Below are 24555 nucleotides of genomic sequence, written 5' to 3'. Positions count from 1 at the left end.
CGGGGCGCCTTTGCGCCCCGCCTCCCTGTCCCGTGCACTGAGAAAGGTGTCCGCAGCCCCGTGGAAACCGCCGCAACCGCCGCAAGCGCCGCCCCGGCAGCAGTGATCGTCGCCATCGACGGCCCCTCCGGCACGGGCAAGTCGAGCACCTCGAAGGCCGTCGCCGCCCAGCTCGGGCTCAGCTACCTGGACACCGGCGCCCAGTACCGGGCGATCACCTGGTGGATGGTGAACAACGGCATAGACCTGACCGACCCGACGGCCATCGCCGCCGTGGCCGGCAAGGCCGAGATCGTCTCCGGCACCGACCCGTCCGCCCCGACGATCGCTGTCGACGGTGTCGACGTCGCCGCTCCCATCCGCAGCACCGAGGTCACCTCGAAGGTCAGCGCCGTCAGCGCCGTCCCCGAGGTGCGTGCCCGCATCACCGAGTTGCAGCGCTCCATCGCCGCCTCGGCGCAGCAGGGCATCGTCGTCGAGGGCCGTGACATCGGTACGACCGTCCTGCCCGACGCCGACCTGAAGATCTTCCTCACCGCATCGCCGGAGGCCCGCGCGGCCCGCCGCAGCGGTGAGCTCAAGGGCGCCGACGTGAAGGCGACCCAGGAGGCCCTGATCAAGCGGGACGCCGCGGACTCCAGCCGCAAGACGTCCCCGCTGGCCAAGGCCGGCGACGCCGTCGAGGTGGACACCTCCGAGCTCACGCTCCAGCAGGTCATCGAGTGCGTCGTCACCCTCATCGGGGAGAAGCGGGCAGCGAAGTGACCGCGGCTTCCCCCTCGGAAAGAGGCGCGGAGGTCGGCCGCCGCATCGGGGTCGGCCTCATGTACGGGCTGTGGAAGCCCCGCGTCCTCGGCGCCTGGAAGGTCCCCGCGACCGGCCCGGTGATCCTGGCCGTCAACCACGCGCACAACGTGGACGGGCCGATGGTCATGGGCGTCGCGCCCAGGCCGACGCACTTCCTGATCAAGAAGGAAGCGTTCATCGGGCCGCTCGGCACGTTCCTGGGCGCCATCGGCCAGGTCGAGGTGGACCGGTCGACGGCGGACCGTACGGCGATCACGCGTGCGCTGAGCGTGCTCGACGAGGGGGGAGTCCTCGGGATCTTCCCGGAGGGCACCCGAGGGGGCGGCGACTTCGCGTCCCTGCGGGCCGGTCTCGCCTACTTCGCCGTGCGCAGCGGGGCGCCCATCGTGCCGGTGGCGGTCCTGGGAAGCACGAAGGGGCGCGGCCGGTTGATAAAGGCGCTGCCGCCACTGCGCAGCCGCGTCGACGTCGTCTTCGGGGACCCGTTCCCGGCGGGCGACGGCAGCGGGCGGCGTACGCGCAAGGCGCTGGACGAGGCGACCGTGCGCATCCAGGAGCGGCTCACCGCCCACCTGGAAAACGCCAGGCGCCTGACCGGGCACTGAGCGAGACTTTCAGTAGTGGACCGCCGTAAGTGATTCAGACGGTCCACCGATCACCACGATGAACGACGAGGTACGGACTTCATGAACGACCAGATCCAGCCCGAGGGCTCGGCCGAGCACGAGCACGGGGCCCTTGGCGACGCGGAGTACGCGGAGTTCATGGAGCTCGCCGCGGTAGAGGGCTTCGACATCGAGGACGTCGAGGGCGCGATCGAGGAGGCGGGCCACGGCCCGCTGCCCGCACTCGCCGTCGTCGGCCGCCCCAATGTCGGCAAGTCGACCCTGGTGAACCGCATCATCGGCCGCCGCGAGGCCGTCGTCGAGGACAAGCCGGGCGTCACCCGCGACCGCGTCTCGTACGAGGCCGAGTGGGCGGGCCGCCGCTTCCGGCTCGTCGACACGGGCGGCTGGGAGCAGGACGTCCTCGGCATCGACGCGTCCGTGGCCGCGCAGGCCGAGTACGCGATCGAGACCGCCGACGCGGTCGTCTTCGTCGTCGACGCGACGGTCGGCCCGACGGACACCGACCTCGCGGTCGTACGGCTGCTGCGCAAGGCCGGCAAGCCGGTCGTGCTGTGCGCCAACAAGGTGGACGGACCGAGCGGCGAGGCGGACGCCACCGCCCTGTGGTCCCTCGGTCTCGGCGAGCCGTACCCGGTCTCGGCCCTGCACGGCCGCGGCACCGGCGACATGCTGGACGCCGTCATCGAGGCGCTCCCCGACGCCCCGGCGCAGACCTTCGGCACCGCGATCGGCGGCCCCCGCCGCATCGCCCTCATCGGCCGCCCGAACGTCGGCAAGTCCTCCCTCCTGAACAAGGTGGCGAACGAGGACCGCGTCGTCGTGAACGAACTGGCGGGCACCACCCGCGACCCGGTCGACGAGCTGATCGAGCTCGGCGGCAAGACCTGGAAGTTCGTCGACACGGCGGGCATCCGCAAGCGGGTCCACCTCCAGCAGGGCGCGGACTACTACGCCTCGCTGCGCACCGCCGCCGCCGTCGAGAAGGCGGAGGTCGCGGTGATCCTGATCGACGCGTCCGAGTCGATCTCGATCCAGGACCAGCGCATCGTGACGATGGCCGTCGAGGCGGGCCGCGCGATCGTCGTCGCGTACAACAAGTGGGACACGCTCGACGAGGAGCGGCGCTACTACCTGGAGCGCGAGATCGAGACGGAGCTCGCGCAGGTCGCGTGGGCGCCCCGGGTGAACGTGTCGGCGACGACCGGGCGCCACATGGAGAAGCTCGTCCCCGCGATCGAGACGGCACTCGACGGCTGGGAGACGCGCGTTCCGACGGGCCGGCTCAATGCCTTCCTGGGTGAGCTGGTGGCCTCGCACCCGCACCCGATCCGCGGCGGCAAGCAGCCCCGCATCCTCTTCGGTACGCAGGCCGGCACGAAGCCGCCGCGGTTCGTGCTCTTCGCCTCCGGCTTCATCGAGGCCGGCTACCGGCGGTACGTGGAGCGGCGCCTTCGCGAGGAGTTCGGTTTCGAGGGGACGCCGATCCATATCTCGGTCCGGGTGCGCGAGAAGCGCGGCCGCAAGAAGTGAGCTAGCGCCTAGTGTTCGCGGCGTGGACCGGGCGGCAGTGCGGCAGGGAGGTTGCTCCCGGTGCTGTGCTGCCGCCCGTTCGTGTGCCAGGAGCCGGTCGGCGGCGAGCTGTGGACGTGCTGCGGTTCGTGGTACGACGCGCTGGGCCGGCCGCTGGTGCTGTGGTGCACGGCGTACGGGCCCGAGCCGAACGCGGAGAACGAGAGGTTCTCCTCGCCGCTGCGGTCGCCCGGCAGGGCCCGGAAGGACCGGCGGTACTCCGAGTACAGGGCGTCGTAGATCGGTGTGGCCGAGCGGCCACCCGCCGATTCGTGCGTCCCGCGCATGGCGGGGATGGGGGTCGGATACTGCGGGCGGCGAGGGAGGTCGTATGCGTGCACGTAGGTGCCAACGACCCGCACACCCTCACGGATGCGGCCTGGACTGCGCTTTCGCAGGCCGAGGGGGGTACGGGCGGCGCACGCGGAGGTGCACGCGGCGGCGTCCGGGTTGCCGGGTACGACCGTGGGCCGGGCACGTGCCCGGCCCACGGTCACCGCGGCTCGTGACGGAACGTCACGTACCGGCCAGCGGCATCGTCGCGCCGACGAGCAGTCCGTTCACTGCGGCCTTGTCGAGGGCGTCGCGGAGCAGGTCCTCGCGGGGCTGGCGGCCGATCGTGCCGGACGGGGCGGCGAAGACGAGGACGGAGTTCGTCTTGTTCGCCGCGGCGCGCCAGCTGTCGGTGACGTGCAGCGGCTGGTGCGCCTGCCACCACGCGACCTGACCCGCACCGGCGGTGCCGGGCTGCAGTACGGCGTGCAGCTGGCCCATGGCGAGCAGCACGGACCAGCCGTGCAGCACCGGCGGCACCTCGCCGACCTGGGCGGTCGGCATGAAGCCCTGCTCCACGAGGAGGGTCAGGAACTCGTCGATGCCGCCCGTCGCGCCGGGGCGGGCGATCGGCCCGGTCGGCTCGACGACGAGCGCGGGGTGCAGCTCACCTGCGATCAGGACGAGCCCACTGGTCACGCCGAGCACGGCCTGCTGCGGCTGCGGGGCGGCCTGCCCGGGAGCGGGCTGCGCCGCGGGGGAGGGGACGGGGGACGCTGCGACGGGTGCCCCGCCGTCGCCGGTGATGGAACGTACGGCTCCCTGCAACTGCTCCTCGGACACCTGAACGACCTGCGAGGGCAGGCAGGTGTAGTGGGCGAAGGCGAGGACGGCGGTCTCGTCGCCGATGAACAGGACGGTGCTGGTGCGCTCCTGTTCCGAATCGCCCGGAGTGCGGCAGGACGTGCAGTCGTACGTGCCCGGGGCGTTCTCTCCGGCGAGCAGCCGGTCGGCTTCTGCGTCGCCGATCTCGGCGCGTACGTCGTCGCTGACGTCGAGCATGCGCGGCACGGTGGCTCCTCGGATTCGGTGTGTTGCTGCGTCGAATGCGGCCGGGCGGCCCCCGGCTCATAAAGAAGACAACGGATGATCTGTGCCGCGGGTCACGCCCGGAAGGGGACGGAATCGACCCATCCGGCGCACGGCGCGGACCGGCGGCCGGAATCAATCGCTCCACATCAACTCCCGTTGGGCGTAAGGGGATTGATACGGGCTGGTGGGTTCCAGGTCGGCATGCCCACAGGTCGACAAATCCTGAAATCGCGCAATGAAGCAGTTGGCTGAAAATAGTCGTTGGCGCATATGTGTCTCAGACGGTCCGGGAGGCGGCTGACCGGGTGGGGCCGGGTCCGGCGCCGGGCGCGGCTCGGCTCAGGCTTGGGCTCGTCTGCCTAGCGTGACGCGATGCGCCCCATGCCCGTGATCCGCAAGCGCCCCGCACGCCGCTTCCTTCTCGCGGCCCTGTCGGCCCTGTTCACCGCCCTGCTCGCCCCCGCGGCCGCCGCCTCGCCGCCACCGGCTCCCGGCCCCGGGCGTCTGAACCTCAAGCTGTCCGAGTGCGTCAAGGACCAGTGGCCGTGGGGCTGCCTGGCCGAATGCGAGAGCGCCGGGCGCTGGCACATCAACAGCGGCAACGGCTACTACGGAGGGCTGCAGTTCTGGCAGCCCACCTGGACGGAGCACGGCGGCCTCATGTACGCCCCGCGCGCGGATCTCGCGACGCGCGCCGAGCAGATCGCGGTCGCCGTGAAGGTGCTGGGCACCCAGGGCTGGCGCGCCTGGCCCGTCTGCTCCAAGGTCCTCAAGCTCGACGGCCGCGTCCATGTGGTCGAGCGGGGCGAAACCCTGAGCTCGATCGCCGCGCGCTACGGAGTCAAGGGCGGCTGGCAGGCGCTCTACAAGGCCAACCAGCAGATGGTCGGCAACCGTCCCGACCGCCTCAACAGCGGCACCATGCTGCTCATCCCGGAGGCATCGGCGGCATCGGCCAAGAGCGTCAGCTGAGTTCGGCGGCCCCACCGGCGAACACGTCAGCGCCGCGCCGCAGTTCGGGTGGGTCACTCAAGAGGGTGATGTCATCGCGAACTGCTTCGTGGAACCTCAGCCCTCCTACCTGCCTTGATGTCGGAAAGCGTCAAAAGGTTCCACAAATCGTCTCTCAATCACGCATCTGTTCTGGAACAAGATGGTGAGGAAGCCCAACCTCTGCCCCCGCACCCCTGTCTAACCCCGCGGTAGGCGGACGAGACGGACTGTCCGCGAGGAACAGTGGAATACGGGGACGCATGCAGATTTCTTTCCTGATTCACAACGCGTACGGAATCGGGGGGACGATTCGGACGACGTACAACCTCGCGAACACGCTTGCCGAACAGCACGACGTCGAGGTGGTCTCCGTCCTGCGCCACCGTGACGAGCCGGTCTTCAGGCCCGACCCCAGGGTCCGGGTCCGCCACCTCGTCGACCTCCGCAAGGGCACACCGGGCTACGAGGGCGACAGCCCCGAATACCGCACCCCCGCCACGACGTTCCCGCGCGCCGAGGGCCGCTACGACCAGTACAACGCGCTCACCGACCGCCGGATCGCCGAGCACTTGCGCGCGGTCGACGCCGATGTCGTCGTCGGCACCCGCCCGGGACTCAATGTGCACCTGGTCCGCCAGACCCGGCGGGGCCCCCTGCGCGTCGGCCAGGAACACCTCACGCTCGACAGCCACCCGACCGCGCTGCGCGGGCAGTTGCGCGCGGTCTACCCGCGGCTCGACGCGCTCACCACGACCACGGAGGCCGACGCCCGGGCGTACCGCGCGAAGATGCGGCTGCCCGGCGTACGGATCGAGGCCGTGCCGAACCCCGTGCCCGCGCCCGGCGTCGAACCCGCGGACGGCTCGGGCAAGTGGGTCGTCGCGGCCGGCCGGCTCGCGCCGGTGAAGCGGTACGACCTGCTGGTCAGGGCCTTCGACCGGGTCCGCGCGGAGCGGCCCGACTGGCGCCTGCGGATCTACGGCAGCGGCAAGCAGAAGGACAAGCTCCGCGCCCTGATCGACGACCTCGGTCTGTACAACCACGTGTTCCTCATGGGCCCCGCCCACCCCATCGAACCGGAGTGGGCTAAAGGTTCCATCGCCGCCGTCACCTCCAGCCTGGAGTCGTTCGGCATGACCATCGTCGAGGCGATGCGCTGCGGCCTCCCGGTGGTCGCCACCGACTGTCCGCACGGCCCCGGCGAAATCATCGACAACGGTGTCGACGGGCGCCTGGTCGAGGTGGGCAACGTCGAGGCGATCTCCGGCGGCCTCCTCGAACTGATCAACAACGACGCGCTGCGCGCCCGGATGGCGAGCGCCGCGCTCAAGGATTCCGAGCGGTTCGACCCGGCGCACATCGCCGAGCGCTACGAATCGCTGTTCGGCTCGCTGACGGCCCGCCGCGGCGGAGGCCTTCTGCACCGCACCCGCGGCGCGCTGCTCGGGGGCGCGTACGCGGTGCGGGACGCGGGACGCTCCGCGTTCACGGCCCAGGGAACGGCACAGAGAAAGGGGCGCACGGCATGACGCCGCCGACAGCTTCGGCAGACTTCCCGGCCTCGGCCTCAGCCGCCTCGGCCGCTTCGTCCGGGCCTTCCGTGGGCGACGGGGCCACGGCGCCCCGCGCCGACTGCATCGCCGACGCGGCGGGCGGTCTCACCTTCGACGTCACCGACCACGGCGGGCCCAGCCCGGCCCATCTGGTCCTCACCGACCGTGACAGCGGCGAGGACGTGCGCCTGCCGCTGACCCCGGCGGGCGACGGCAGCCTGCGGGCGGCGCTGCCCAGCAGCGTCCGGCTGCCCGAGGGGCGCTGGGACGTCTTCGCGCAGGTGGCCGGCGAGGAGCCGCAGCGCCTGGTGCCCGGCCTCAACGACCTGCGGTCCCTCGTCGACCGCGTGCCCAGCGGCTCCCGCGGCTTCGTCGCCGTCCGCATCCCCTACGCGACCAAGCACGGCAACCTCACCGTGCGCAGCTGGTTGCGCGCCCCGCACGCCGAGGCGGGCGAACTGCTCATCGCGGACGGCGAGATGACGGTCCGCGGCCGCGTCTACGGCACCGCGATCACCCCCAAGGCGTACGCGGAGATACGTTCACGCAAGGACGGCGGGCCCGCCCTGCGCACCGAACTGACGCCGCGCGGCGATGAGTTCACCTTCCGCGTCGGGTACGAGGAGCTGGACCCGGGACGCTGGGACCTGTGGGTGCGCCCGGAGGGCGAGGACGGACTCGCGGTACGCGTCGCCCGGCTCCTGGACGACGTCGCCGACAAGAAGCCGATCTTCACCTACCCGACCGCGCATCTCGACACCGAGCGCGGCCGGATCGCGGTCGAGCCGTACTACACGAGCGACAACGACCTGGCGGTCCTCGTGACCACGGCCGCCGCCGGGTAGTCCGCGCGCGGCGCCTTTGCGGACCCAGGCTGTCCGCAAGGGCTGGCAGACTCGGGCCCATGCTGGAGACCTCGGCCCGACTCCTGCGGCTGCTGTCGCTGCTGCAGGCCCACCGCGAGTGGTCGGGCGCCGACCTCGCGGACCGGCTCGGCGTCACGCCGCGCACCGTCCGCCGCGACGTCGACCGGCTGCGCGGGCTCGGCTACCCCGTCGACGCGAGCCCCGGCACGGGCGGCGGCTACCGGATGGGCGCCGGGGCCGAGCTGCCGCCGCTGCTCCTCGACGACGACGAGGCCGTCGCGGTCGCCGTCGGCCTGCGCACCTCGGCCGGCCAGGGCATCGAGGGCATCGGCGAGGCGTCCGTACGGGCCCTGTCCAAGCTCGAACAGGTCCTCCCCAGCCGGCTGCGCCGCCGCGTCTTTGCCCTCAACGCGTTCACCGTGCCGATGCTCCGCGGCCCGGGCCCCTCCGACGTCGACCCGTCCGTCCTCACCGAACTCGCCACCGCCTGCCGGGACTCGGAGCGGCTGCGCTTCGCCTACGAGGACCACGGCGGCGCCGTCACGCGCCGCACCGTCGAGCCGTACCGTCTGGTGTGCAGCGAGCGCCGCTGGTACCTGGTCGCCTGGGACGCGGGCCGCGAGGACTGGCGCACGTTCCGCGTCGACCGCATCACGCCGAAGCCGCCGCACGGCCCGCGCTTCACCCCGCGCACACCACCGGCCGACGACCTGGCCGCGTATGTCTCGAAGGGCGTCTCGCAGGGCCCGTACGCCACCGGCGCCACGATCCGGCTCCTGGTGCCCCTGGAGGAGGCGAGGCAGCGGATCAGCCCGTCGGCGGGCACGCTCGAGGCCGACAGCGACGACAGCTGTGTGCTGCGCACCGGGGCGGCGAGCCTCGACGTGATGGTGATCCACGTGGTCCTGATGGGCTTCGAGTTCGAGGTGCTCGAACCCGAGGGGCTCACGGACGCGATCAGGACCGCTCGGGACCGTCTGTCCCGGGCCCTGGAACGGGCCGGCTCAGCGGACGCGACGACGCGAACGCCGGATGGTGCAGATCGAACGCCGGGGACTCGGAGCGGATCCGGGGCAGCGTGACGAAGTTGTGCCGCGGCGCCGGACACGGCGTCGCCCACTCCAGCGAACGCCCGTAGCCCCAGGGGTCGTCCATGTCGACCTTCGCGCCGTACCTGGACGTCTTCCAGATGTTGTAGAGGAACGGCAGCGTGGACAAGCCGAGCAGGAACGAGCCGATGCTCGACAGCGTGTTGAGCGCCGTGAACCCGTCGGCCGCCAGATAGTCGGCGTACCGCCGCGGCATGCCCTCGGCGCCGAGCCAGTGCTGCACCAGGAACGTGGTGTGGAAGCCGACGAACAGCGTCCAGAAGTGGATCTTTCCGAGCCGCTCGTCGAGCATCTTCCCGGTGAACTTGGGCCACCAGAAGTAGAAGCCGGCGAACGTCGCGAAGGCGACCGTGCCGAACACGACGTAGTGGAAGTGCGCGACCACGAAGTACGAGTCCGTCACATGGAAGTCCAGCGGCGGCACGGCGAGGATGACGCCGGTCAGGCCGCCGAACAGGAACGTCACCAGGAAGCCGACGGACCACAGCATCGGGGTCTCGAAGGACAGGGACCCGTTGATCATCGTCCCGATCCAGTTGAAGAATTTCACGCCCGTGGGCACCGCGATCAGGAACGTCATGAACGAGAAGAACGGCAGCAGCACCCCGCCCGTCACGAACATGTGGTGCGCCCACACGACGATCGACAGCCCGGTGATGGCCATCGTGGCGCCGACCAGCATCGAGTAGCCCCAGATCGGCTTGCGGCTGAAGACCGGGAGGATCTCGGAGACGATGCCGAAGAACGGCAGCGCGATGATGTAGACCTCCGGATGGCCGAAGAACCAGAAGAGGTGCTGCCACAGCAGCGCACCCCCGAACTGGGCCTCGAAGACCACGGCCCCGAAGCGCCGGTCCGCCTCCAGGACGAGCAGCGCCGCGGCGAGCACCGGGAAGGCCATCAGCACCAGGATCGACGTGAACAGCGTGTTCCACGTGAAGATCGGCATCCGGAACATCGTCATGCCGGGCGCCCGCATCCCGATGATGGTCGTCAGGAAGTTCACCGCGCCGAGGATCGTGCCGAAGCCCGCGAGCGCCAGACCCATGATCCACATGTCGGCGCCGATGCCCGGTGAGCGCGTCAGGCTGTTGAGCGGGGCGTACGCGAACCAGCCGAAGTCCGCGGCCCCGCCGGGCACCATCAGCGAGCCGATCACGATCAGCCCGCCGAACAGGAACAGCCAGTACGAGAACATGTTGAGCCGGGGGAACGCCACATCGGGGGCGCCGATCTGCAGCGGCATGATCTCGTTGGCGAAGCCCGCGAAGGTCGGGGTCGCGAAGAGCAGCAGCATGATCGTGCCGTGCATCGTGAAGAGCTGGTTGTACTGCTCGTTGGACAGCATCTGAAGCCCGGGCCGCGCGAGCTCCGCCCGCATCAGGAGCGCCATGACGCCGCCGGCGAGGAAGAACGCGAACGACGTGATCAGGTAGAGGTGGCCGATCTTCTTGTGGTCCGTGGTGGTCAGCCACTCCACGACGATCCGGCCCGGCGTCCTCGTCCGCGCCGCTCCTGGTGCCGGCTGCACGGGCTGCACGTCCGTCGTACCCATCGCTTGCCCCCTCGCTTCTCGCGCCCCGGGCCTGCCTCGAGCACACGCCATGATGCTTGCTTCCCCACCGACTCCGACAGGGGGCGTACGGGAGCTCTGTGTCGCGTTCATGCAATTCCGATGGGGCGTCATCTGGTGAAGAGCGTCCGGGAATCCGAATTGGACGGGTCCCGGATGCTGCCGTGACGCTATTTCCGGGCACGTTATCCGGGCGCTTTCGGTGAAGTCGCGGAATTATGCCGTGGCGCGCGCAGAACAAGCGCAGAAGGAGCATCGAATCGCTCGTACGTGTGAAGGAGTTCGAGTGAAACGCGTGTCGTGGACCTGTGACAGAAGCGTGACCGGAGGGGGACCCGTGACGGCGTGTGGCCGCCCTGGTGTCAGGCGGCCCGGCCGCCTAACGTGGCGGTCATGGCACCCATTCCGACCCCTCCCGCAGACCCCCAGGACTCCCTCGACACGTACGTCGGCCTCGATGCGCCGGGCGCCGAGGCGCGGGCCCGTGAGCGCGGCTGGTCCACGGTCAGGTCGCTGCCCCCGGGCGCGATCATCACCATGGAGTACCGCGCGGGACGGCTGAACTTCGAGGTGTCCGACGGCACCGTGACCCGCTGCTGGAAGGGCTGACGGGACAACGCGAAGGCCCCCGGTTCCGTGTGGGAACCGGGGGCCTTCGGCGCTGCGGGGATCAGGCTGTGCGTACCGGCCCCGCGGCCTGCGGCGCTCTCGCGCTTACGCCGGTCAGCCGCCGGCGACCGGGCGTGCGGCCGACGTGGTGCCGCGCGGCACCCGGTCCGCGTGCGGCGGCCTGCGGCTGCCGGCCGGGGTGACCGGGGTGCGCTCGGAGCGCGCGGTGTGCGGACCCGGGGCGAGCAGCCCTGGAGGCCGCACCGCCCGCGCGGTGCCGACCGGTTCGCGTACCGGCGGCTCCTCCGAGGCCGGCGGGGCGGTGCGCTGCGGAACCAGCGTGGGCGTGGCGGCGGCCGGGGCGGGCACCGGGAGCGCGCCGGAGCGGCGGCTGCGCCACAGCTCGCGCAGCGCGAAGATCCAGGCCTCGACCTGCGTGATCAGCGGTTCGACCCAGGGCAGCGCGAGCAGGATGAGCAGACCGGCGGCCCAGCCGAGGAAGACATCGCTCAGCCAGTGCGTGCCGAGGTACACGGTGGTCAGGCCGACGCTCAGCGAGATCACGGCGGAGGCGGCCGACAGCCAGCGCCTGGCGCGCGGCGTCGAGGCCAGATAGGCGAGGATTCCCCAGGTCACCACGGCGTTGGCGGTGTGCCCCGAAGGAAATATATCGCCGCCCTGCCACATCTCGTTCGAGCCGATCGTGGTCGCGTAGTGCGGGCCGAGGCGGCCCATGCCGAGCTTGGCGGCGCCCACGGTGATGTTCAGGAGCAGCAGCGCGGCACCGAACGTGAGCAGCGGCCGCAGCGTGTGCTGACGCCAGGAGCGCCAGCCGAGCCAGGCCATGACCATGACCGCGGTCGGCCCGCGCTGGCCGAGCACGACCCAGTAGTCCAGGAACGCGTGGATCTCGGGCCACTGCTGGTAGGGCCGGAAGAACATGACCTGCCAGTCGAACGTGACGAGCCAGGACGTGATCAGCACGGCCACCACGATGGCGAGGTAGAAGGACAGGGTGGCTCCGAAGAGCACGACCCTGTGCCGGCTCATCCTGGGAACATCCAGGTTGACCGGTCGTTCCGGCTCACGGTCGAGGCGGGCGAAGAGCCGCTCCAGACGGGTGAGGTTTCGTTCGGTACGCACCCAATGGACGCTACAGCGGGTGAGTGCCGAACCCGGCCGAATCACTCGGTTTGTGATGACGATGTGATGTGGGATTGCTCTCAGCGGGGCGTTTATTCCTGCGGATATCACTATCCGACCGAAGCGTTGCCTTCAATTACATTGATCATTTCGCGCATTCGTTTTTCGGCGCGCCCGAATTCGTTCACCGACGGCTTCCCTGGAATTTCCTGTCCGATCACCCGCCGCGATCGGACGGGCCTCCCCGGGCCCGCCGGGCCGACCAGGTCGGTCAAGGAGGCCCCGACCCGTTCAGCCAGAAGGCCCCGTACACCGCCGACGCCACGGCCACGCCGCCGAGTGCCGCCGCCGATCTGCTCGTGCGCAGCCGGGCGAGCGCCACCGCGACCGGCAACAGGAGCGGGAACGCGGGCAGCAGCAGCCGCGGCTTCGAGCCGAAGTAACCCGACGCGCACAGCGCGAGCGCGACGACGATCCCGCAGTAGACGAGCAGCGTGAGCGGCTGACCTCGCCGTACGCACAGCACGTAGAGCCAGATGACGAGCGCGACCCCGACGATCAGGCCGAGCCCCGCGAGCGCCGAGGGGAACGACGTGAACTTGTCGCCGACGAAGCGCGCGAAGGCGAGACCGCCGTCGAAGCCGTTGCCCCACTGACCCTGGACGTCGAGATAGCCGAGGAGGCCGCCCCCCGTGCGATGCCCCACCCACAAGACGTACGCGGCGGCGCCCAGGGGGGCGAGCAGCACGCCGACGGCCATGCGCCAGGAGATCCTCTTCTCGCGCGCGACCTGGACCACGGCCGTCGCCCAGAGCGCGGTGACCACCGCCGCACCCACCGGCCGGGTCAGACCCGCGAGCGAGGCGAGCAGCCCCGCGCTCACCCACCGTCCGGTCAGCACCGCGTACAACGACCAGGCCGCGAGCGCCGTGAACAGTGACTCGCTGTACGCCATCGACTGCACGATCCCGACCGGGAGCACCGCCCACAGCGCGACCGCGCAGACGCCGGCCCGCCGCCCGTACAGCAGCTCGGCCACGAGGAAGATCCCCCAGGCCGCGCAGAGCGACGCGAGCCAGCTCACCACCAGGCCCGCGTCCGCGTAGGACAGAGGGCTCACCGCCGACACCAGCCGCTCCAGCCACGGCAGCAGCGGGAAGAACGCGAGGTTCGAGTGGACCGTGCCGTCCGGCAGGCGCACCTCCCAGCCGTAGCCGAAATCGGCGACGCGGGTGTACCAGAGCGAGTCCCAGCGGGCGGTCAGCAGCGTGTGCGGGCTCTTCCCCTGCGCCGCGCTCCACACGGCGAGCAGGACCAGGCCCAGGGCGCGCACCCCGGCATAGGCAAGGAGCGCCGGCGCCGCGCGGCGCAGCGCACCGGTCACCCGGGCCGGCGCGCTCCGCGGTTCTTGCAGGTCGACTTCGGTCACGGCGTCGATTATCGGCGCCGGGCGCAACCGGACCGCACGCCCGGCGCGTGGTCCGGGAGCAGAGCGTGGCGTACGCCACACTCCGCGGCCGAGCACATGAGAGGTCCGCCACGTGTCACCGCAATGGACTCGCGTACTCTGGCGGCTCACTCGCCAATCGTTGCGTGGGCACGGGAGTCCGCTCCTTCCGGCCGCAACCGCGGGGAAGTCCCCACCCCGCGGATCCGCCGAGCGCGAGGGACCACTGGGAGGTACGCATATGTCCGGGACGACCACGGCCACCGCGCCTTCTCGCCTGCGGACCGCCGGGCCAGGCGCCAATCGCTGGGTCGTCCTCGTCGTTCTGTGCACCAGCCTGCTGCTCGTCGCCCTCGACGCGACCGTGCTGCACGTCGCCGTCCCCGCCGTCACCCAGGACCTGCGCCCCTCGGCCGTCCAGCTGCTCTGGATCGTCGACGCCTATCCGCTGATCTGCGCGGCGCTCCTGATCCTCTTCGGCACGCTCGGCGACCGTGTCGGCCGCAGACGCGTACTGCTCCTCGGATACGGCCTCTTCGGCGTGGCCTCCGCACTCGCCGTGTTCGCCTCGACACCGCACATCCTGATCCTGGCCCGCGCGCTGCTCGGCGTCGGCGGCGCGATGATCATGCCCGCGACCTTGTCGATCCTGCGCGCGGTCTTCCCCGACCGGCGCGAGAGGGCCGTCGCGATCGGCGTCTGGTCCGCGGTCGCCGCGATAGGCGCCGCCACCGGACCGGTACTCGGCGGCTTCATGGTCGAGCACTTCTGGTGGGGCTCGGTCTTCCTGATCAACATCCCGCTGATGGCCGTCATGCTGCCCCTCGGCCGTCTCATACTTCCCGAGTCCAAGGGCCGCTCCGGCGGGCCCTGGGACGTGGTCGGCGCCTTCATGGCGGCCGTCGGAATGCTCGGTGTCGTCTACGGCGTGAAGCGGCTCGGCGTCGACCGCGACCTGCTCGACCCGTCCGCCGTCGGCCCCCTCCTCGTCGGCGCGGCCGTGCTGATCGTGTTCGTGCGGCGGCAGAAGCGCCGCGAGCACCCGCTCATCGATATGAAGATGTTCGCGAGGCCCGCCTTCTCCACCGCGGTCGGCTGCATCGTCCTCGCCATGCTCGCCCTGGTCGGCCTGGAGCTCATCGCCGTCCAGTACCTCCAGCTCGTACTTGGCCTGAGCCCTCTGGAGACTGGCGTACGGCTGCTGCCGCTCACCTTCGCGGCGATGGCTGCGGGCGTTCTCGGCTCGGCCCAGCTGCGCCGCTTCGGACCGCGGCGCATGGTCTCGGCCGGCTTCGTACTCACCGCGGCCGCGGTGCTCATGCTCACGCCGATGGGACAGCACGACCGGCCGTCGCTGCTCACCTTCGGCTTCATCCTTCTCGGCTTCGGCCTGCAGACCACACTCTTCGGTGCCTACGAGTCGATGCTCAGCGAGGCCTCGGCGGAGGACGCGGGCGGCGCCGCGGCGATCGGGGAGACCTCCTACCAGCTCGGCGCGGGCATGGGCATCGCCCTGCTCGGCTCGGTGATGAACGCCGCGTACGCACCCGGGATCGCCCGGGTCACCGGAGTGCCCGGATCCGCGAGCGCCCACGCGGGCAACTCGCTCGGCGAGGCGTACCAGGTCGCGACGCGGCTCGGCGGCACCGCCGGTGAGGCGCTGCGCAGCGCCGCCCGGGTCGCCTTCGTCCACGGACTGCACGTGACGCTGTTCGTCAGCGCCGGACTCCTGCTGCTCGGGGCGCTGGCCGCGCTGCGGCTGCCCAAGCGGATGGAGTGCGAAGCCGCTGCCCCGCAGGACGCTGAGGGCACGGCGAAGATCGGGCCCCAGCGCGGTCCCGAGCGGGTCGGCGTGGAGTCGACTGTCGCGTGACGGCTGCCGCGGGCGGTGACCCGGCCGAGGGGCCGGGCCCTACCCACCCGTGACGCTCAGCTCTGGTTGAAGAAGCCGTCCGTCGGACGGCTCTCCGCCTCGCCGTTGACCACCTGCGTGTCGGCAGGGCTCAGCAGGAACACCCGGTTCGCCACCCGCTCGATGGAACCCCGCAGCCCGAACGTGAGCCCGGCCGCGAAGTCGACGACGCGCTTGGCGTCCCCGGGCTCCATGGCCGTGAGGTTGATGATGACCGGGACACCCTCCCGGAACATCTCGCCGATGCCACGGGCGTCCCGGAATCCGTCCGGGGTGACCGTGCCGATCCGGCGGCCCTGCTCCTCGGCGGTGTCGGCCGCCACCTTCACCCGCGGGTCCGTGACCCAGGCGGCGCCGGTCTGGGGCTCGGACCCCTCGACCCTGTCGTCGTCGTAGCCGTCGTAGTAACGCTCGTCATCGTTGTCGTCGACGAGGCCAAGCCAGGCACTCGCCTTGCGCACCGATCCCATGGACGCCTCCTCTCACAGCGGTTCCTCTGCGTTTCGCATCCCTATGGTCGTCCATGATGCGGATGGTGCGCCAAGTGGATAGTCGGCGCGCGGGGGTTTCGTGACGCTACTGGTGCAGAGTCAACACGGCGCTGTCCCATGAATCCCAAGGGTCGTATCCCGTACGGCTGCTGACAGTGAGTGAAATATGATTCTTCGCGGCGTACGGGTGACGACCGGTGCGTACGGGTGAACGGCACCTCGATACGATGCCGCAGCTTACGTCTTCAGGACCCTCGGGGGAGTCGTCTTGTTCGGAATAGTCAGGCCCTGCAGTCATCGTCTCGGCGAGGGGCTCACAGCGCAATGGATGGCTCATCTGTGCGGACTCTGCCTGGCGCTTCGTGGTGACCACGGGCAGTTCGCGAGGGTTGTCACGAACTACGACGGTTTGCTGATCTCGGTTCTGACGGAGGCTCAGGCCGAACATGCCGCCGGGGGACGGCGCACGGCGGGGCCCTGTCCACTGCGCGGGATGCGCACCGCCTCCGTCGCGCAGGGCGAGGGCGCCCGGCTCGCCGCCGCCGTCTCACTGGTCCTCGCCTCGGCGAAGGTCCGCGACCACGTCGCCGACGGCGACGGCCTCCTGGCCCGCAGGCCGGTGGCCGCGGCGGCCCGCCGGGTGGCCACGAAGTGGGGAAAGGCCGGGTCCCGTACGGGTTCTGACGTGGGGTTCGATACGGCCGTCCTGGTCGACGCCGTGGAGCGCCAGATCGGGATCGAGTCGCTCGCCGGCCTCGGAACCCCGGTGCTCACGGTCACCGAGCCGACCGAGACGGCGACCGCCGCCGCCTTCGCGCACACCGCCGTCCTCGCGGGACGCCCCGGCAACGCGGCGCCGCTCGCCGAGGCGGGCCGGCTCTTCGGGCGGCTCGCACACCTCCTGGACGCCGTGGAAGACAAGGAAGCTGACGCCGCGTCGGATTCCTGGAACCCGCTCACGGCGACGGGCACGGACCTCGCCGAGGCGCGCCGCCTCGCCGACGACGCACTGCGCGGCATCCGTCTCGCCCTGCGCGAGGCCGAATTCGTCGACGGCACGCTCGCGCATCTGCTGCTCGTCCACGAACTGCGCCGCTCGGTCGACCGCGCCTTCGGCACGTCGGGCTGCGCGCACGGCGCCGACGCGTCCCACAGCACCGATCCCTCTCACGGCACCGATCCCTCTCACGGAGCCGGCCCCTCACACGGCGCGCACGCACCGACGGCGTCCAGCCCGCAGCAGGGCCCGGGTGCGCCCGGCCCCTGGGTGCCCACCGGATCGGGCCCGTATGTGCCACCCGGGTCCTCCGGGCCGTACGGCTCGCAGAATCCGTACGGCGGCGGGCAGGGCGGTCCCGGTGGTCCGGGCGGGCCCGGCGGCTTCGGTGGGGGGCCGTCCTTTCAGCCGCCGAAGCCCGGCAAGCGCGGGTTTCTCGCCGGGTGCGCCGCGGCGATCGGGCTCTGCTGCACCTGCAAGGTGTGCTGTGCCGACGAGTTCGAGGGGCCCTGGTCCCGGAAGAAGCGCGACGGCTGGTGCAGCGACTGCTGCTCGACCGACTGCAGCTGCTGCGAGGCGTGCTCCATCTGCGAATGCTGTGAGTGCTGTTCCTGCTGCGACTGTTGAGGCCTCGGTTCCGGGTCCGGGGCCCGGCGTCAGTCCTTGATCTCGGGCGGTGAGATCTGTGACTTCTCGATCGCGGACTCGCTCGTGCCCCACTTCTTCAGGATCTTGTCGTACGTCCCGTCGGCGATCAGCCTGTTCACCGCCGCCCGGAACGCAGGCGCCAGCTTCGTGCCCTTCTTGAAGGCGAAGCCGACGTCGAGGCGGTGGTACTCGTTGAGGAACCTCAGCCCCTGCTGGTGGGCGACGGCGTACCGCAGCCCGTTGATGGTGCTCATCACCACGTCGGACCTGCCCTGCTGGAGGGACGACCAGATCGCGCTCTGGTCCGCGTACGTCTTCACGCTGTACGCCTTCTTCCCGGCGTCCGTGCAGAGGTGCTTGTTCTCCTCCAGGGTCGCCTCGAAGGTGGTGCCCGCGCCGGTCGCCACGTTCAGGCCGCACAGCTGCCTGAGGTCCGTGACCTTCTTCAGCTCGCTGTCCTCGCGCACGGCGAAGCCCTGGCCGTCATTGATGTACGTGACGAAGTCGATCGTCCTGCGCCGCTCGTCCGTGACGCCGAAGTTGCCTGTGCCCAGGTCGTACTTGCCGCTGCCGAGCGCGGGAAGGATCGCCTCGAAACCGGCGGCCTCCCGCTTCAGCTTCAGCCCGAGGACCTTGGCGACGGCGTCGGCGAAGTCGATGTCCTGGCCGGCGGCGGTCCGGCCGTCCTCCAGGTAGAAGGCGCCGGGCGGGGTGCCGCCGATGGAGGCGCCGACGGTCAGCTTGCCGCTCGCTCGAACGCCGGCGGGCAGCAGTTTCGCCGCGGCCGCGTCCTTCCTGACGGCCTTCACCACGTCGGTGGTGGGGATCTTGTCGCTCTTGCCCGCGGGTGCGGCGCCGCCGGCGGAGGCTCCGGGGTCGCCGGAGCCGCAGCCGGCCAACGCCAGGGTGGCCGCGGTGATCAGCGCGAATGCGGCCGGAATGCGCTGACGGGTCATCAAAATCGTACGCATGGCGTGGAGTTCTGCCCTTCGAAGACAACAAGCACGCAGGGGTGATGAGAGAAAGAGGGGAGGGGTACGCGAGGACGCGTGGGTGTGTGAAGGCGCGGACGAGTGCGCGCACTTGGGCGCACCGGGAAACGCAGAAAACGCAGAAAACGCAGAAACGCTCAGAACGCGGCGAGCGTCAGGAAGCGTGGAGAAGAGAGAAACAGACGCGCAGCGGGCGTCAGAAGGGCATCAACAGGACGCCGACCACACTCGACCGAAGTCGATGTGGGAGCGCGTGACCAGCCACTGCTGCGGATGCATGGGCCAAGTGGAACAGGCATACGTTTCCGCGTCAACTCACTTGAGACGCACAGCTCACACTCTGGACAGCCTTGACAGCGAGCGGAGCGAGCCCCGTACTCTCGGTGAGGGACCGCTGCTGAGGGGCTCGGTCCGCATGTTCCGTGTGAAGGCAACACCGTGCTGGATTCCAGTGCCCACGGAGCCTTCGCATGTCCTCGAACACACTCGCAAAGACCGCGCCTCCCGCGGCCGGACCGCCCGCCGACGCCGGTGAGGCGCAGCCCCGCATCGTCCGCCGGCCCCGCACCGGCCAGTGGCTCACCGCCGCCGTCGTCCTCGTACTCCTCGCGCTCGCCGCGGGCTCGGTGATCCGCAACGACGCCTTCCAGTGGGACGTCGTCGCCGACTACTTCACATCGGCGTCCGTCCTGCGCGGACTCGGACTCACCCTCTGGCTGACCGCCCTCGTCATGGCGCTCGGCTTCGCCCTCGGCACCCTGCTCGCCGTCATGCGCCTGTCCGCCAACCCCGTGCTGCGCGCGGTCAGTTGGGGCTACGTCTGGCTGTTCAGGTCGATGCCGATCCTGGTGCAGCTGCTGTTCTGGTTCAACATCGGCGCGCTGTACCCGCACATCCTCGGCATCAGGACCGTCGACCTGTTCGGGCCCGTCACCGTCGCCATCATCGGGCTCACGCTGCACGAGGCCGCGTACGCCGCCGAGGTCGTGCGCGGCGGCATCCTCTCCGTCGACCGCGGGCAGATCGAGGCCGCGCAGGCGCTCGGGCTGAGCCGGCTGCGGCGCTGGCGGCGGATCGTCCTGCCGCAGGCCATGCGCTCCATCGTGCCGCCGGCCGGGAACATGCTGATCGGCACCCTCAAGGGCACCTCCATCGTCAGCGTCATCGCCGTCCAGGACCTGCTCTACTCGGTGCAGCTCGTCTACCACCGCACCTACCAGGTCATCCCGATGCTCCTGGTCGCCACCATCTGGTACGTCGTGGTCACCTCGCTCCTCAGCGCCGGCCAGTTCTACGTCGAGCGGCACTATGCGCGCGGTTCGGAGCGCACCCGATGAGGCCCTCGCTGGTGATCGTGGGAGCCGGTCCGCGGGGGACCGGCATCCTGGAGCGGATCGCCGCGAACGCACCCGACTACGCGGGCCTTGAACTCGACATCCATCTCGTCGACCCGTTCCCGCCGGGCGGCGGACGGGTCTGGCGGCAGGCGCAGTCCCCGCTGCTCTGGATGAACTCGCAGTCCCAGGACGTCACGATGTTCACCGACGACACGGTCGAGCTCGACGGTCCGGTACTCCCCGGGCCCGCCCTGCACGAGTGGGCGGACCTCGACGGCCGCGCCTTCGCCGGCCGGCAGCTCCAGGGCGCCTATCTCCACTGGGTGTACGAGCGGTCGGTGGCCGCGCTCCCGCCGGGTGTCACCGTCCACCACCACCCGCGCCGCGCCCTGCGTGTCAGCGGCCCCCGCGAGGGCCGCCAGCAGGTGTGGCTCGACGAGCGCGCCCGCCCCCTCCTCGCCGACACGGTCGTCCTCGCCCAGGGCCACTTGGACGCCGAACTCGACGAAGAGCAGCGGGAGTTGAGTGAGTACGCTCGCGAACACGGGCTCGTCCATCTGCCGCCCGACTTCACCGCGGACAGCGATCTGTCCGCGCTCGCTCCCGGCGAGGATGTCCTCGTCCGCGGCTTCGGCCTGGCATTCGTCGACCTGATGGTGCTCCTGACCGAGGGCCGCGGCGGACGGTACGAAGGGGACACGTACATCCCCTCGGGGCGTGAGCCCGTCCTGCACGTCGGCTCCCGGCGCGGCATCCCGTACCACTCCAAGATCGGCTACGACTGGACCGGCGAGCGCCCGCCGCTGCCCCGCTTCCTCGGCCCCGCCGAGATCGACGAACTCCTCGCCCGCCCCGACGGCTACGACTTCCGGCGCGACGTGTGGCCCCTCGTCGACAAGGAGCTGGGCTTCGCCCACTACCACCGCCTGTTCACCGCCCACCCCGAGCGCACCCGCGTCGCCTGGGCCGACTTCGAGGAGAAGTACGCGGCAGCCGAACCGCTGAGCGCCGAACTCCAGGCCCTCGTGGCCTCCGCCGTGCCCGACCCGGCGGACCGCCTCGACCTCACGGCCCTCGACCACCCGCTGGACGGCGTACGCCACACCTCGTACGAGGAACTCCAGGACGGGCTGCGCGGCTACATCACCGCCGACCTCGAACGCCGCCACGACCCCGCGCACAGCCCCGACCTCGCCGTGTTCCTCGGTCTGCTGTCCGTGTACGGGCAGGTCGTGCGGCTGGGCGACATCGGGTCCTGGTGGCACGGCTTCTTCAGCTATCTCGCCTCCGGGCCGCCGGGGCCGCGACTTCGGCAGCTGCTCGCGCTCTCCCGGGCAGGCGTCGTGAAATTCATCGGCGCGGACATGCAGGTCACCGCGCAGGACGGCGCCTTCCGCGCGACGAGTGCCACCGTCCCCGGCTCCGTCGTCGAGGCCCGCGCCCTCGTCGAGGCCCGCCTGCCGCACCCCACCCTCGCCCGCACCCGCGACCAGCTCCTGCGCGAGCTGTACGAGGACGGGGCGCGGGCGACCCCGGCCGGGCTCCTCGCGGTCGACCCCGAGGACGGGCGCGTCCTGCACCGCGACGGCACGGCGCACCCGCGCCGCTTCGCGCTCGGCCCGCACACGAACGCGCGCGGCGCCGGAGCGTTCACCCGGCCGCGTACGAACAGCCCCTCGTTCCGGCAGAACGACGCCACCGCACGCGCGGTCCTGGCGTTCCTGCGCGACCTCTCCTGTCGCGCCGCAGCCTGAACCCGGCCCCACCCCGTACCTTTCCGTCCTCCTGAGGAACCCCCATGTCCCTGACCAGTGATCCACCCATCGACAAAACGACATCAGCCACGACCCCCGGCGGCGCCGTCGACTACGGCGCGCTGAAGGTGGTGCCCGTCCGCCACCCCTGGCGCTGGGCCGCCATCGTCGCGACCGCCGTGCTGCTCGCCCAGTTCGCGCACGGATTCATCACCAACACCGGCTGGGAATGGGGGGTGTTCGCCGACTACTTCACCGCCGACGTGATCCTCAAGGCGGTGTGGACCACCCTTCAGCTGACGTTCTACGGAACGGCCCTCGGGTTCGCGCTCGGCATCGTCCTGGCCTTCATGCGCCTGTCGGCCAGCCGGTTCCTCCAGGCCGTCGCCTTCGGCTACATCTGGGCGTTCCGCTCGATCCCGCTGATCGTGCAACTGCTCTTCTGGTTCAACCTGGCCTATCTGTACAAGGAGTTGCAGTTCGGGATCCCCTTCGGGCCCGGCTTCCTCTCCTTCGACACGATGGGCCTGGTCGGCGCGATGAGCGCGGCCGTCCTCGGGCTCGCGCTGCACCAGGCCGCGTACGCCGCCGAGATCGTGCGCGGTGGCGTACTGGCCGTCGACGGCGGCCAGTTGGAGGCCGCGGCCGCGCTCGGCATCCCCCGGCTGCGGCAGATCCGCCGCATCGTCCTGCCGCAGGCCATGCGCTCGATCCTGCCCAACGCGGCCAACGAGGTGATCTCCCTCTTCAAGGGCACCTCGATCGTCTCCGTCATGGCGATCGGTGAGCTCTTCTACCAGGTCCAGGTCATCTACGGCCGCAACGGGCGCGTGGTGCCGCTCCTGATGGTCGCCACCGTCTGGTACGTGCTCCTGACCAGCGCGCTCTCCGTCCTCCAGCACTACGTAGAACGACACTTCTCGAAGGGAACCACCCGATGAGCGACGCGGGCGCCGACCGGACCATGGTCGACATCAAGGCCGTCCACAAGAGCTTCGGCACACTGGAGGTGCTGCGCGGCATCGATCTGGAGGTGCGGACCGGCGAGGTCACCGTCGTCCTGGGCCCGTCGGGCTCGGGCAAGTCCACGCTCCTGCGCACCATCAACCACCTGGAGAAGGTCGACAGCGGCTGGATCAGCGTCGACGGCTCCCTTGTCGGCTACCGCCGTTCCGGCGACAAGCTGTACGAGCTGCGCGAGCGTGAGGTGCTCAAGCAGCGCACCCAGATCGGCTTCGTCTTCCAGAACTTCAACCTGTTCCCGCACCTCACGGTCCTGGAGAACATCGCCGAGGCCCCCGTCTCCGCCCTCAAGCGCCCCCGCAAGGAGGCCCTCGACCACGCGCGCAGGCTGCTCGACCGGGTCGGGCTCGCCGACAAGGCCGGCGCCTACCCGAAGCAGCTCTCCGGCGGGCAGCAGCAGCGCGTCGCCATCGCCCGCGCGCTGGCCCTCGAACCGAAGCTGCTGCTCTTCGACGAGCCGACGTCAGCGCTCGACCCGGAACTCGTCGGTGAAGTCCTCGACGTCATCAAGGACTTGGCGCTCCAGGGCACCACGATGATCGTCGTCACGCACGAGATCGGCTTCGCCCGCGAGGTCGCCGACACCGTCGTCTTCATGGACGAGGGCCGCATCGTCGAACAGGGCGCCCCCGGCGACGTACTGGACGCACCGCGGCACGACCGCACGAGGGCGTTCCTCTCCAAGGTCCTGTGACCCTCACTCCCTGTTTCCGCACTTCCTTTCAACTCGCCTTTTATCAACAGGAGTTCACCCATGCTGTCTCGCCGCACCCTCGCCCTGTCCGTCGCCGCACTCGTGGCCGCGCCCCTGCTCACCGCCTGCGGAGGTGACAGCGATGCCGCGACCGGCACCGGCAAGGGCGGCTCCGAGAAGGCGGGCGGCATCAACATCGGGCCCGACCAGCACCGCATCCGCGCCAAGAAGGTCGACGCGATCGCCGCCAAGCTGCCGGCCGCGGTCCGTGAGCGCGGCACGCTCAGGCTCGGCGGCAGCGCCGACGCCTCGCCGCCACTCGGCTTCTACGCCACCGACGACAAGACCCGCATCGGCTCCGAGATCGACCTCGCGACCCTCGTCGCCGACACGCTCGGCCTGAAGATCGAGTTCTCCCCGGTGTCCTGGGAGAACCTCTTCGTCGGCCTCGACAGCGGCAAGTTCGACGCCGTCTTCTCGAACGTCACCGTCACGGAGGAACGCAAGGAGAAGTACGACTTCGCGACCTACCGGCTCGACAACATCGCGTTCGAGGCGAAGAAGGGCACGAGCTGGCGGGTCAAGGAACCCAAGGACGTGGCCGGGAAGACCATCGCCGTCGCCTCCGGCACCAACCAGGAGAAGATCCTCGTCGACTGGAGCAAGAAGGACGAGAAGGCGGGCCTGAAGCCGGTCACCATCAAGTACTTCCAGAAGGACACCGACTACTACCTGGCCCTCCAGTCGGGGCGCATCGACGCCTACCTCGGCCCGAGCCCCAGCGCCGCCTACCACGTGCAGTCCGCGGGCCAGTCGCAGATCATCGGCACGCTCTCGGGCGCAGGCGACCGGATCCAGGGCAAGATCGCCGCCACGACGAAGAAGGACAGCGGACTCGTCGACGCGTACGCCGCCGCCCTCGACCACGTCATCGCGGACGGGTCGTACAGGCGCGTCCTGAAGCGCTGGGGCCTGTCGACCGAGGCGGTCGAGAAGTCGGAGATCAACCCGCCCGGCCTGCCCAAGCCGTAGGCCGCCCGCAAC

General features: G+C 70.5%; 21 protein-coding genes and 1 pseudogene. 15 read left to right on the top strand and 7 right to left on the bottom strand.

Features of this window, described 5'->3' with window-relative positions:
- The first annotated feature begins 60 nt into the window (after positions 1-60).
- From cmk to der, 3 genes are all read left to right on the top strand, one after another.
- A complete protein-coding gene (gene cmk, locus ACY0PA_RS11190; protein ID WP_473084489.1) occupies positions 61-765 on the top strand; it encodes a (d)CMP kinase in 705 nt (234 codons plus the stop codon).
- Positions 723-1412, top strand: coding sequence for a lysophospholipid acyltransferase family protein (locus tag ACY0PA_RS11185; protein WP_442802645.1), 690 nt, complete (start codon positions 723-725; stop codon positions 1410-1412). Before cmk ends, ACY0PA_RS11185 begins: the two co-directional genes overlap by 43 nt.
- Positions 1413-1493: 81 nt before the next feature.
- On the top strand, positions 1494-2966 hold the full coding sequence (gene der / locus ACY0PA_RS11180; RefSeq protein WP_100598999.1) for a ribosome biogenesis GTPase Der: 1473 nt from the start codon (positions 1494-1496) through the stop codon (positions 2964-2966).
- 8 nt (positions 2967-2974) lie between these two features.
- Here the strand turns inward: der and ACY0PA_RS11175 are convergent, their stop codons facing one another.
- Together ACY0PA_RS11175 and ACY0PA_RS11170 are read right to left on the bottom strand one after the other, a co-directional pair.
- Entirely contained in the window at positions 2975-3292 is a 318-nt protein-coding gene (locus ACY0PA_RS11175) for a hypothetical protein (protein WP_473084488.1), read from the bottom strand.
- 229 nt (positions 3293-3521) lie between these two features.
- A complete protein-coding gene (locus ACY0PA_RS11170) occupies positions 3522-4349 on the bottom strand; it encodes a hypothetical protein (protein WP_473084487.1) in 828 nt (275 codons plus the stop codon).
- A gap of 393 nt (positions 4350-4742) precedes the next feature.
- Here ACY0PA_RS11170 and ACY0PA_RS11165 point away from each other — a divergent pair, with 393 nt between their 5' ends.
- From ACY0PA_RS11165 to ACY0PA_RS11150, 4 genes are all read left to right on the top strand, one after another.
- On the top strand, positions 4743-5342 hold the full coding sequence (locus ACY0PA_RS11165; RefSeq protein ID WP_473084486.1) for a transglycosylase family protein: 600 nt from the start codon (positions 4743-4745) through the stop codon (positions 5340-5342).
- A 281-nt stretch (positions 5343-5623) separates the two neighbouring features.
- Entirely contained in the window at positions 5624-6892 is a 1269-nt protein-coding gene (locus tag ACY0PA_RS11160) for a glycosyltransferase family 4 protein (RefSeq protein WP_473084485.1), read from the top strand.
- Complete coding sequence (locus tag ACY0PA_RS11155; protein ID WP_473084484.1) at positions 6889-7761, top strand: hypothetical protein; 873 nt, start codon at positions 6889-6891, stop codon at positions 7759-7761. Before ACY0PA_RS11160 ends, ACY0PA_RS11155 begins: the two co-directional genes overlap by 4 nt.
- Before the next feature lie 59 nt (positions 7762-7820).
- On the top strand, positions 7821-8864 hold the full coding sequence (locus ACY0PA_RS11150) for a helix-turn-helix transcriptional regulator (RefSeq protein ID WP_473084483.1): 1044 nt from the start codon (positions 7821-7823) through the stop codon (positions 8862-8864).
- Here the strand turns inward: ACY0PA_RS11150 and ctaD are convergent.
- Positions 8764-10446, bottom strand: a pseudogene (ctaD, locus tag ACY0PA_RS11145) (aa3-type cytochrome oxidase subunit I); the annotation flags it as partial. The gene ACY0PA_RS11150 and the pseudogene ctaD sit on opposite strands and share 101 nt — an antisense overlap.
- Positions 10447-10857: 411 nt before the next feature.
- Between ctaD and ACY0PA_RS11140 the strand changes: the two are divergent.
- Positions 10858-11073, top strand: coding sequence for an I78 family peptidase inhibitor (locus tag ACY0PA_RS11140; protein WP_473084482.1), 216 nt, complete (start codon positions 10858-10860; stop codon positions 11071-11073).
- A 114-nt stretch (positions 11074-11187) separates the two neighbouring features.
- Here ACY0PA_RS11140 and ACY0PA_RS11135 read toward each other — a convergent pair whose 3' ends face one another.
- Complete coding sequence (locus tag ACY0PA_RS11135) at positions 11188-12216, bottom strand: phosphatase PAP2 family protein (protein ID WP_473084481.1); 1029 nt, start codon at positions 12214-12216, stop codon at positions 11188-11190.
- Between the two features lie 271 nt (positions 12217-12487).
- Complete coding sequence (locus tag ACY0PA_RS11130; protein ID WP_473084480.1) at positions 12488-13645, bottom strand: hypothetical protein; 1158 nt, start codon at positions 13643-13645, stop codon at positions 12488-12490.
- A 259-nt stretch (positions 13646-13904) separates the two neighbouring features.
- Here ACY0PA_RS11130 and ACY0PA_RS11125 point away from each other — a divergent pair, with 259 nt between their 5' ends.
- Complete coding sequence (locus ACY0PA_RS11125) at positions 13905-15536, top strand: MFS transporter (protein WP_473084479.1); 1632 nt, start codon at positions 13905-13907, stop codon at positions 15534-15536.
- Positions 15537-15592: 56 nt separating this feature from the next.
- On the opposite strand, the gene ACY0PA_RS11120 is transcribed toward ACY0PA_RS11125, so the two are convergent.
- Entirely contained in the window at positions 15593-16045 is a 453-nt protein-coding gene (locus ACY0PA_RS11120; RefSeq protein ID WP_399970429.1) for a cell division protein SepF, read from the bottom strand.
- A gap of 289 nt (positions 16046-16334) precedes the next feature.
- Here ACY0PA_RS11120 and ACY0PA_RS11115 point away from each other — a divergent pair, with 289 nt between their 5' ends.
- The gene (locus ACY0PA_RS11115; RefSeq protein WP_473084478.1) at positions 16335-17690 is read left to right on the top strand and encodes a DUF5685 family protein; all 1356 of its coding nucleotides are present in this window, start codon (positions 16335-16337) and stop codon (positions 17688-17690) included.
- A 29-nt stretch (positions 17691-17719) separates the two neighbouring features.
- Here ACY0PA_RS11115 and ACY0PA_RS11110 read toward each other — a convergent pair whose 3' ends face one another.
- Positions 17720-18667 carry an ABC transporter substrate-binding protein gene (locus ACY0PA_RS11110; RefSeq protein ID WP_473086289.1) on the bottom strand — a complete coding sequence of 316 codons (948 nt, stop codon included), beginning with the start codon at positions 18665-18667 and terminating at the stop codon, positions 17720-17722.
- 506 nt (positions 18668-19173) lie between these two features.
- On the opposite strand from ACY0PA_RS11110, the gene ACY0PA_RS11105 reads away from it, so the two are divergent.
- From ACY0PA_RS11105 to ACY0PA_RS11085, 5 genes are read left to right on the top strand one after another with little or no spacing between them, the layout of a single operon-like run.
- Entirely contained in the window at positions 19174-20040 is an 867-nt protein-coding gene (locus tag ACY0PA_RS11105) for an amino acid ABC transporter permease (protein ID WP_473084477.1), read from the top strand.
- On the top strand, positions 20037-21794 hold the full coding sequence (locus ACY0PA_RS11100; RefSeq protein WP_473084476.1) for an FAD/NAD(P)-binding protein: 1758 nt from the start codon (positions 20037-20039) through the stop codon (positions 21792-21794). The genes ACY0PA_RS11105 and ACY0PA_RS11100 overlap by 4 nt, the downstream gene beginning before the upstream one ends.
- A gap of 44 nt (positions 21795-21838) precedes the next feature.
- A complete protein-coding gene (locus ACY0PA_RS11095) occupies positions 21839-22735 on the top strand; it encodes an amino acid ABC transporter permease (RefSeq protein ID WP_473084475.1) in 897 nt (298 codons plus the stop codon).
- On the top strand, positions 22732-23511 hold the full coding sequence (locus ACY0PA_RS11090) for an amino acid ABC transporter ATP-binding protein (RefSeq protein WP_473084474.1): 780 nt from the start codon (positions 22732-22734) through the stop codon (positions 23509-23511). Before ACY0PA_RS11095 ends, ACY0PA_RS11090 begins: the two co-directional genes overlap by 4 nt.
- Before the next feature lie 60 nt (positions 23512-23571).
- Positions 23572-24543, top strand: a complete 972-nt coding sequence (locus ACY0PA_RS11085) for an ABC transporter substrate-binding protein (RefSeq protein WP_473084473.1) — start codon at positions 23572-23574, stop codon at positions 24541-24543.
- Positions 24544-24555 lie beyond the last annotated feature (12 nt).

This window comes from Streptomyces sp. DS1-CR2 (assembly GCF_055760475.1).
This window is presented reverse-complemented; position numbering and strand designations above follow the sequence as displayed.

Bases quoted from the DNA above. Each gene is read 5' to 3' on its own strand.
- ACY0PA_RS11140 (WP_473084482.1), top strand. From the start codon at position 10,858: ATGGCACCCATTCCGACCCCTCCCGCAGACCCCCAGGACTCCCTCGAC.
- der (WP_100598999.1), top strand. From the start codon at position 1,494: ATGAACGACCAGATCCAGCCCGAGGGCTCGGCCGAGCACGAGCACGGG.
- ACY0PA_RS11125 (WP_473084479.1), top strand. From the start codon at position 13,905: ATGTCCGGGACGACCACGGCCACCGCGCCTTCTCGCCTGCGGACCGCC.
- ACY0PA_RS11090 (WP_473084474.1), top strand. From the start codon at position 22,732: ATGAGCGACGCGGGCGCCGACCGGACCATGGTCGACATCAAGGCCGTC.
- ACY0PA_RS11155 (WP_473084484.1), top strand. From the start codon at position 6,889: ATGACGCCGCCGACAGCTTCGGCAGACTTCCCGGCCTCGGCCTCAGCC.
- ACY0PA_RS11085 (WP_473084473.1), top strand. From the start codon at position 23,572: ATGCTGTCTCGCCGCACCCTCGCCCTGTCCGTCGCCGCACTCGTGGCC.
- ACY0PA_RS11095 (WP_473084475.1), top strand. From the start codon at position 21,839: ATGTCCCTGACCAGTGATCCACCCATCGACAAAACGACATCAGCCACG.
- ACY0PA_RS11120 (WP_399970429.1), bottom strand. From the start codon at position 16,045: ATGGGATCGGTGCGCAAGGCGAGTGCCTGGCTTGGCCTCGTCGACGAC.
- ACY0PA_RS11150 (WP_473084483.1), top strand. From the start codon at position 7,821: ATGCTGGAGACCTCGGCCCGACTCCTGCGGCTGCTGTCGCTGCTGCAG.
- ACY0PA_RS11165 (WP_473084486.1), top strand. From the start codon at position 4,743: ATGCGCCCCATGCCCGTGATCCGCAAGCGCCCCGCACGCCGCTTCCTT.
- ACY0PA_RS11105 (WP_473084477.1), top strand. From the start codon at position 19,174: ATGTCCTCGAACACACTCGCAAAGACCGCGCCTCCCGCGGCCGGACCG.
- ACY0PA_RS11160 (WP_473084485.1), top strand. From the start codon at position 5,624: ATGCAGATTTCTTTCCTGATTCACAACGCGTACGGAATCGGGGGGACG.
- ACY0PA_RS11110 (WP_473086289.1), bottom strand. From the start codon at position 18,667: ATGACCCGTCAGCGCATTCCGGCCGCATTCGCGCTGATCACCGCGGCC.
- ACY0PA_RS11175 (WP_473084488.1), bottom strand. From the start codon at position 3,292: ATGCGCGGGACGCACGAATCGGCGGGTGGCCGCTCGGCCACACCGATC.
- ACY0PA_RS11100 (WP_473084476.1), top strand. From the start codon at position 20,037: ATGAGGCCCTCGCTGGTGATCGTGGGAGCCGGTCCGCGGGGGACCGGC.